Here is a 7,595-nt window from a genome sequence, read left to right as displayed (position 1 = left end):
CAGCGCGTCGCCGGCGACAGTGGCGATGCCATCGAAGGCGCCGCCGCCTTCTTGCAGAAGCGCAAGGCCCGGTTCAGAGGAGCATAATGGCGACGATCGAGCAGAATACGGGCGAGGACGCCGGCAGCGCCCCCAAGCCGCGCGACCTGCCCGAGCCCTCCGATCACCCGACGCTCGCCAAATGGCAGGTGCTCGCCGGCAAGGAGGTCAAGGGCCGCGACCTGACCTGGCACACACCGGAGGGGATCGCGGTCAAGCCGCTCTACACCGCCGCCGACGTGTCGGCCGACCCCGGCCTGCCCGGCTTCGCGCCGTTCACGCGCGGCGTGCGTGCGTCGATGTATGCCGGCCGGCCGTGGACGATCCGCCAATATGCGGGCTTCTCCACCGCCGAGGCGTCCAACGCGTTCTATCGCCGCAATCTTGCCGCCGGGCAGAAGGGGCTGAGCGTCGCCTTCGATCTCGCCACCCATCGCGGTTACGACAGCGACCATCCCCGCGTCACGGGCGATGTCGGCAAGGCAGGCGTCGCGATCGACTCGGTCGAGGACATGAAAATCCTGTTCGACGGCATCCCGCTCGATCAGATGTCGGTTTCGATGACGATGAACGGCGCGGTGATCCCGATCCTCGCCTTCTTCATCGTCGCCGGCGAGGAGCAGGGGGTGCCGCGCGCGCAACTCGACGGGACGATCCAGAACGACATCCTCAAGGAGTTCATGGTCCGCAACACCTATATCTACCCGCCCGAGCCGAGCATGCGGATCATCTCCGACATCTTCGGCTACACGTCGCGCGAGATGCCCAAGTTCAACAGCATCTCGATCTCGGGCTATCACATGCAGGAGGCCGGCGCGACGCAGCTCCACGAGCTGGCGTTCACGATCGCCGACGGCATGGATTACGTGCGATACGGGGTCGCGTCGGGGCTGGACATCGATCGGTTCGCCGGGCGGCTGTCGTTCTTCTTCGCGATCGGCATGAACTTCTTCATGGAGGTCGCCAAGCTGCGCGCGGCGCGGGTGCTGTGGCATCGCGCGATGACGCAGCTGGGCGCGCACGACGAGCGCTCCAAGATGCTGCGCACCCACTGCCAGACCAGCGGCGTGTCGCTGACCGAGCAGGACCCGTACAACAACGTCATGCGCACCACGATCGAGGCGATGGCGGCGATGCTGGGCGGCACGCAATCGCTCCACACCAACGCGCTGGACGAGGCGATCGCGTTGCCCACCGACTTCTCCGCGCGCATCGCGCGCAACACCCAGCTAGTGCTCCAGGAGGAGACCGGCATGTGCAACGTCGTCGATCCGCTCGGCGGCAGCTATTATGTCGAGAGCCTGACGCAGAGCCTGGTCGATGGCGCCTGGGCGATCATCGAGCGGGTGCAGGCGGAGGGCGGCATGGCCAAGGCGGTCGCCGCCGGCTGGCCCAAGGCGATGATCGAGGAGGCCGCCGCCGCGCGCCAGGCGCGCGTCGACCGGGCGGAGGACGTGATCGTCGGCGTCAACCGCTACCGCAAGGAAGGCGAGGACCCGATCGAGACGCTCGACATCGACAATCACGCGGTGCGCGAGGCGCAGGTGCGCCGGATCGCTTCGGTCAAGGCCAGCCGCGACGAGGCGGCGTGCCGGGCGGCGCTGGACGCGCTGCGCGAGGGGGCGCGGGCAAATCCTCCCCGGGACGGGGAGGGGGACCGCCGGGCGCAGCCCGGTGGTGGAGGGGGCTCAATCCCGGGCGGTGCGTTCGATGCCGGACCCCCTCCGTCAGCCGCTGACGCGGTCGCCACCTCCCCGTCCCGGGGAGGACCGCAAACCAATCTCCTCGCCCTCGCCGTCGCCGCCGCCCGCGCCCGCGCCACGCTGGGCGAGATCAGCGGTGCGATGGAAGACGTGTTCGGACGCTATGGGACGCAGCCGACGCCGGTCAGCGGCATCTATGGCGGCGCCTATGAAGGCGACGCGCGCTGGACGCGGCTGGAGGACGGCGTCGCCTCCACCGAGCGCCGGCTGGGCCGCAAACCCCGGATGCTGGTCGCCAAGATGGGGCAGGACGGGCACGATCGGGGCGCCAATCTGGTGTCGAGCATGTTCGGCGACCTGGGATTCGAGATCGTGCCCGGCCCGCTGTTCCAGACGCCCGCCGAGGCGGCGAGGCTGGCGCTGGAGAAGGATGTGGACGTGGTCGGCGCGTCGAGCCTCGCGGCGGGGCACAAGACGCTGATCCCCGAACTGATCGGCCATCTGCGCGAGGCGGGGCGCGCCGACATCAAGGTGATCTGCGGCGGCGTCATCCCCGCGCAGGATTATCAAGCGCTACGCGACGCGGGCGTGCAGGCGATCTTCGGTCCCGGCACCAACCTGATCCAGGCGGCGGAGGAGGTGCTGCGCCTGCTCGGCCACAACATGGCGCCGCAAGAGGAAGCCGCATGACCGACCTGCTGATGAAGGAAAGCCTCTCCCCTTCGGGGGAGGGGTTGGGGTGGGGCGCTGGTTACGAGCGCCGCAGCCAGATCGCAGGCCTCTCCGCTGAAGGGGAGGGGAGCAGGACCGACTGGACCCGCGCCGAGGTCCGCGCGCTGTTCGACCTTCCCTTCACCGACCTCCTGTTCCGCGCCGCCAGCGTCCACCGCGCGCACCACGCGCCCGACGAGGTGCAGCTCTGCACGCTGCTGTCGATCAAGACCGGCGGCTGCCCGGAGGATTGCGGTTACTGCTCGCAGTCCGCGCACCACGGCACCGGGCTCAAGGCCACCAGGCTGATGGACGTGCAGGCGGTGCTCCAAGCGGCCGCGCAGGCCAAGGACGCCGGCTCGCAGCGTTTCTGCATGGGCGCCGCGTGGCGCTCGCCGAAGGACCGCGACATCCCCAAGATCGCCGCGATGATCGCCGGGGTGAAGGCGATGGGGCTGGAGACGTGCATGACGCTGGGCATGCTCGACGCGGCGCAAGCGCGCGCGCTGGGCGAGGCGGGGCTCGATTATTACAACCACAATCTCGACAGCTCGCCGGAGTTCTACGAGCGGGTCACGTCGACGCGAACGTACCAGGACCGGCTCGACACGCTCGCGCACGTCCGCGACGCGGGCGTGAGCGTGTGCTGCGGCGGCATCGTCGGGATGGGCGAGACGCGCGAGGATCGGATCGGCTTCGTCCACGCGCTCGCCACCCTGCCGCGCCACCCGGAGAGCGTGACGGTCAACGCGCTGGTGCCGATCCGGGGCACGCCGCTGGGCGACATGCTGGCGGACACGCCGATGGGCCGGCTGGACGACATTGAGTTCGCCCGCGTCGTCGCCGCCGCGCGCATCTGCTGCCCGCTGAGCATGGTGCGCCTGTCGGCAGGTCGCGAGAGCATGGGCGAGGCGACGCAGGCGCTGTGCTTCCTGGCGGGCGCCAACTCGATCTTCACCGGCGACAAGCTCCTCACCACCGGCAACGCCGGCGACAGCGCCGACGCGGCGCTGTTCGCGAAGCTGGGATTGCGGGCGATGGCGGGGGAGGAGCCGATGCGGGTGGCGGCGGAATAGTGCCGACAGTCCTGCGGATCGGCGCTTTCCGCTTACTTCTACAGCCACGAGCCGAACGAGCCGCCACACATTCATGTCGATCGCGGCGAGGCCACGATCAAGTTGTGGCTGGAGAGCCTCAATGTGGCGAAGAGCCGTGGCTTTCGCGCGCACGAGATCGGTGGCATCGTCGCCATGATCGACGAGCACCGCACGATGTTTGGAGGCGTGGCATGAGTTTTTTGGCCCGAATGACCGATGAGCGTGTGCTCGATGTGCGATGCGACGAGCACAGCCTGACCGTCGACCTAATGGACGGGCGTAGCATCTCCGCCCCGCTCGTGTGGTTTCCCCGCCTGATTCACGCCACGCCGACGCAGCGCTCGCGTTGGGAGAAGGCGGGGGCCGGCTTTGGCATCCACTGGCCGGACGTGGACGTGGACGAGGACCTGAGCACGGAAGGCTTGCTCCGGGGAGCGCCGGCGGCAAAGGCGGCCTGATGACGGGCGCGAACTCGATCTTTACCGGAGATAAGCTGCTCACCACCAGAAACGCCGGCGACAGCGCCGACGCGGCGTTGTTCGCGAAGCTGAGCCTGTGCGCGCTGGCGGGCGAGGAGCCGATGCGAAGCTCCGATGTTTGAGTTCCTCCGCGCGCGCTCCTTCCGCTTGAAGGTACTACGTCACATTGAGCAGCAGATGCTCCTTCACCTTGGGCGAGAGGACGGCGGAGAGGCTGTAGGAGCGTTCGCCACGGCCGCGCACAAATCAGATATTGGGCCGTTCTTTCTCGAACGGCTACGTCGCTCCGGTCTGACAGCGACAGATGCCGCAACCGCTTACTTCGATGCAGCGATCACCTCGATAATAAGAGTTTTGCCTCAGAACGCAGACGATGATCTGAAGCGATTGTTGGGCAACATGGAAGCCGGTCTCGACCGCATGTTCTTGGGAAATCCTGGCATGGTCGTGCCCAGAAACGGTAAAGCGGGGCCAAGCTTAGCCGAGTTTACTGACGAAAGCGGGCACTGATGTTCAGCAAAATCCTGGTCGCCAACCGTGGCGAGATCGCGTGTCGGGTGATGCGCACCGCCAAGCGGATGGGAATCGCCACCGTCGCGGTCTATTCCGACGCCGACGCGCGCGCGCCGCATGTGCTCCTCGCCGACGAAAGCGTGCGGCTCGGGCCGGCGCCGGCGGCGGAGAGCTATCTCAAGGCGGAGCTGATCCTGCTCGCAGCGCGCGAGACCGGCGCCGACGCGATCCACCCCGGTTACGGCTTCCTGTCCGAGCGCGAGTCCTTCGCGCGCGCCTGCGCCGACGCGGGCATCGCGTTCATCGGCCCGCCGCCGAACGCGATCGCGGCGATGGGGGACAAGATCGAATCGAAGAAGCTCGCCAAGGCCGCCCGCGTCAACGTCGTGCCCGGCTATCTGGGCGAGATCGCCGATACCGACGAGGCGGTGCGGATCGCGGGCGAGATCGGCTATCCGGTGATGATGAAGGCGTCCGCGGGCGGCGGCGGTAAGGGCATGCGGCTCGCCTGGTCCGAGCAGGACGTGCGCGAGGGGTTCGAGGCGACCAAGCGCGAGGGGCTGGCGAGCTTCGGCGACGACCGCGTGTTCATCGAGAAGTTCATCGAATCGCCCCGCCACATCGAGATCCAGGTGCTGGGCGACCAGCACGGCACCACGCTGTACCTGGGCGAGCGCGAATGCTCGATTCAGCGCCGCCACCAGAAGGTGGTGGAGGAGGCGCCGTCGCCCTTCGTCACGCCCGCGATGCGCCGGGCGATGGGCGAGCAGGCGGTGGCACTCGCCAAGGCGGTCGGCTATCACAGCGCCGGCACGGTGGAGCTGATCGTCTCGGGCGCGGACCCGACGGGGCAGGGCTTCTACTTCCTCGAAATGAACACCCGGCTCCAGGTCGAGCATCCGGTGACCGAAGCGATCACCGGCCTCGATCTGGTCGAGCAGATGATCCGCGTCGCCGCCGGCGAGCCGCTCGGCCTGACGCAGGACGACGTGCGGCTCGATGGCTGGGCGATCGAGAACCGGGTCTATGCCGAGGACCCGTATCGCGGGTTCCTGCCGAGCACCGGGCGGCTGGTGCGGTATGCGCCGCCGGAGAGCGTTGGTACGCCATATCGCAGCATCGGGGCAGGTGCCTCGACTGCGCTCGGCACAAACGGGGAGGGGGCCGCGCCAGCTCCGTTCGTCCCGAGCGAAGTCGAGGGACATGGCCCTTACACCCGCGTCGACGACGGCGTCGTCGAAGGGGGCGAGGTGTCGATCTTCTACGATCCGATGATCGCCAAGCTGATCACCTGGGCGCCGACGCGCGAGGCCGCGATCGATGCGCAGGTGGCGGCGCTCGACCGGTTCCGGATCGCCGGGGTCGGCAACAACGTCGATTTCCTGTCGGCGCTGATGCAGCACCCGCGCTTTCGCGAGGGCCGGCTGACGACGGGGTTCATCGCGGAGGAATATCCGGACGGCTTCACCGGCGCGCCCGCCGCGCCCGCGCTGATCCGCAGCCTCGCCGCGATCGCCGCCTTTGCCGCGACCGCGCAGGCCGATCGCGCGCGGCGCGTCGACGGGCAGCTGGGCCAGCGGCTCCAGCCGCCCGGCGAGTGGGTGGTGCGCCTGAATGGCGCCGATCATCAGGTGCTGCTCGCCCCCGACACGATCGTCGTCGACGGCGACGAGCTGGATCTCGCCATGGCCTACACCCCCGGCGACGCGCTGGTCGAGGCGGAGGTCGACGGCGCGCCGCTCGCCGTCCAGCTCCAGCGTACCCGCACCGGCTTCCGCCTGACGACGCGTGGCGCCAGCCATGTCGCGCGCGTGTTGCCGGCGCATGCCGCGCCCTATGCCCGGCACCTGCTGGAGAAGGTGCCGCCCGATCTCAGCCGCTTCCTGCTCGCCCCCATGCCCGGCCTGCTCGTCCGCCTCGACGCCGCGCAGGGCGACCGGGTCGAGGCCGGCCAGCCGCTCGCGGTGGTGGAGGCGATGAAGATGGAGAACATCCTGCGCGCCGGGAAAGCGGGCGTGGTCAAGGCGATCGAGGCAAAGGCGGGCGATAGCCTCGCGGTGGACCAGGTGATCCTGGAACTGGAATAACGGCAGGTCACCCTCACCCTCTGGTGCTGACGCGCCTGTTTCCCTCTCCCATCCGGAGAGGGAGACGAAAGGGTGAGGGTGAACTGCTCCCACGACAAGTTGCGACATATTGGCGCTCGACAGCGTCGGATGCGCTGGCCACATGCGATACCGATGCGCCGCCTTGCCGTCCTCCTGCCGCTCGCGCTCGCCGCCTGCACCGTCGGCCCGGATTACCATCCCGCGACCCCGGCCGATCTCGGCGTTCCCGCCAGTTACTCGGTCGCGGCGGGGCAGGCGCGGGAGGACCTGACCCGCTATTGGACGCGGTTCGACGACCCGCTGCTGACCGAGCTGGTCGAGCGCGCGCGCACGGCCAACACCGATCTGGCGCAGGCGGTCGGCCGGCTGCGCCAGGCGCGCGAGGCGCTGATCCAGAGCCGCGCGTCGCTGTATCCGACGCTGACCGGCTCGGCCGGGTACAACCGGTCGTTCAACGTCATCGGCGGCTCGTCCAACCTGACGCTGGCCGACGGCACCGTCACCAGCATCAGCCGCCAGGCCGGCGACAGCTTCAGCCTCGGGCTCGACGCGCAATATCAGGTCGGGCTGTTCGGCGAGATCCGGCGCACGGTGGAGGCGACGCGCGCCGAACAGGACGCGGCGCGCTTCGACTATGCCAGCGTGCTGGTCACGGTGACGAGCGAGACCGCGCAGAATTACATCCTCGCGCGCAACCTTCAGGAACAGATCGCCAACGCGGTCGCGTCCTTGCGCATCCAGGACGACAATCTCCAGATCGCGGGCTTTCGCGTCCAGGCGGGGCTCGTTTCCTCGCTGGACGCCGAACAGGCCCGCGCCCAACGCGCGCAGACCGCCGCGCAGGTGCCGCAGCTGCAACAACAGTTCGACGCCGCCGTCGCGCGGGTCGGCGTGCTCACCGGCCAGGCGCCGGGCGCGCTGCGCGAGCGCATGGCCGCCGTTCAG

At 68.9% G+C, this 7,595-nt stretch carries 7 protein-coding genes and 1 pseudogene; all 8 read left to right on the top strand.

Annotation, left to right across the window (positions count from 1 at the left end; genetic code table 11):
• Positions 1 to 86 precede the first annotated feature (86 nt).
• Positions 87 to 2,432: a methylmalonyl-CoA mutase gene (gene scpA, locus HUU95_RS04075; protein ID WP_254602608.1), complete on the top strand. Its 2,346-nt coding sequence runs from the start codon at positions 87 to 89 to the stop codon at positions 2,430 to 2,432.
• A complete protein-coding gene (bioB, locus tag HUU95_RS04070) occupies positions 2,429 to 3,529 on the top strand; it encodes a biotin synthase BioB (protein WP_254602607.1) in 1,101 nt (366 codons plus the stop codon). Before scpA ends, bioB begins: the two co-directional genes overlap by 4 nt.
• Before the next feature lie 69 nt (positions 3,530 to 3,598).
• Complete coding sequence (locus tag HUU95_RS14460) at positions 3,599 to 3,745, top strand: DUF4160 domain-containing protein (protein ID WP_254602609.1); 147 nt, start codon at positions 3,599 to 3,601, stop codon at positions 3,743 to 3,745.
• Positions 3,742 to 4,008, top strand: coding sequence for a DUF2442 domain-containing protein (locus HUU95_RS04060; protein ID WP_174278934.1), 267 nt, complete (start codon positions 3,742 to 3,744; stop codon positions 4,006 to 4,008). Before HUU95_RS14460 ends, HUU95_RS04060 begins: the two co-directional genes overlap by 4 nt.
• Positions 4,008 to 4,151, top strand: a pseudogene (locus HUU95_RS04055) (biotin synthase BioB); the annotation flags it as partial. The gene HUU95_RS04060 and the pseudogene HUU95_RS04055, both read left to right, overlap by 1 nt.
• A complete protein-coding gene (locus tag HUU95_RS04050) occupies positions 4,144 to 4,539 on the top strand; it encodes a hypothetical protein (protein ID WP_174278933.1) in 396 nt (131 codons plus the stop codon). The pseudogene HUU95_RS04055 and the gene HUU95_RS04050, both read left to right, overlap by 8 nt.
• On the top strand, positions 4,539 to 6,629 hold the full coding sequence (locus HUU95_RS04045) for an acetyl-CoA carboxylase biotin carboxylase subunit (RefSeq protein WP_174278932.1): 2,091 nt from the start codon (positions 4,539 to 4,541) through the stop codon (positions 6,627 to 6,629). Before HUU95_RS04050 ends, HUU95_RS04045 begins: the two co-directional genes overlap by 1 nt.
• 153 nt (positions 6,630 to 6,782) lie before the next feature.
• The coding region (locus HUU95_RS04040; protein ID WP_174278931.1) for a TolC family protein at positions 6,783 to 7,595 on the top strand (813 nt) is incomplete at its 3' end.

Source organism: Sphingomonas bacterium (genome assembly GCF_903643065.1).
In the GTDB taxonomy this organism is placed as follows: domain Bacteria; phylum Pseudomonadota; class Alphaproteobacteria; order Sphingomonadales; family Sphingomonadaceae; genus Sphingomonas.
The sequence above is the reverse complement of the archived record's forward strand: the minus strand, read 5'-3'. Positions and strand labels throughout refer to the sequence as shown.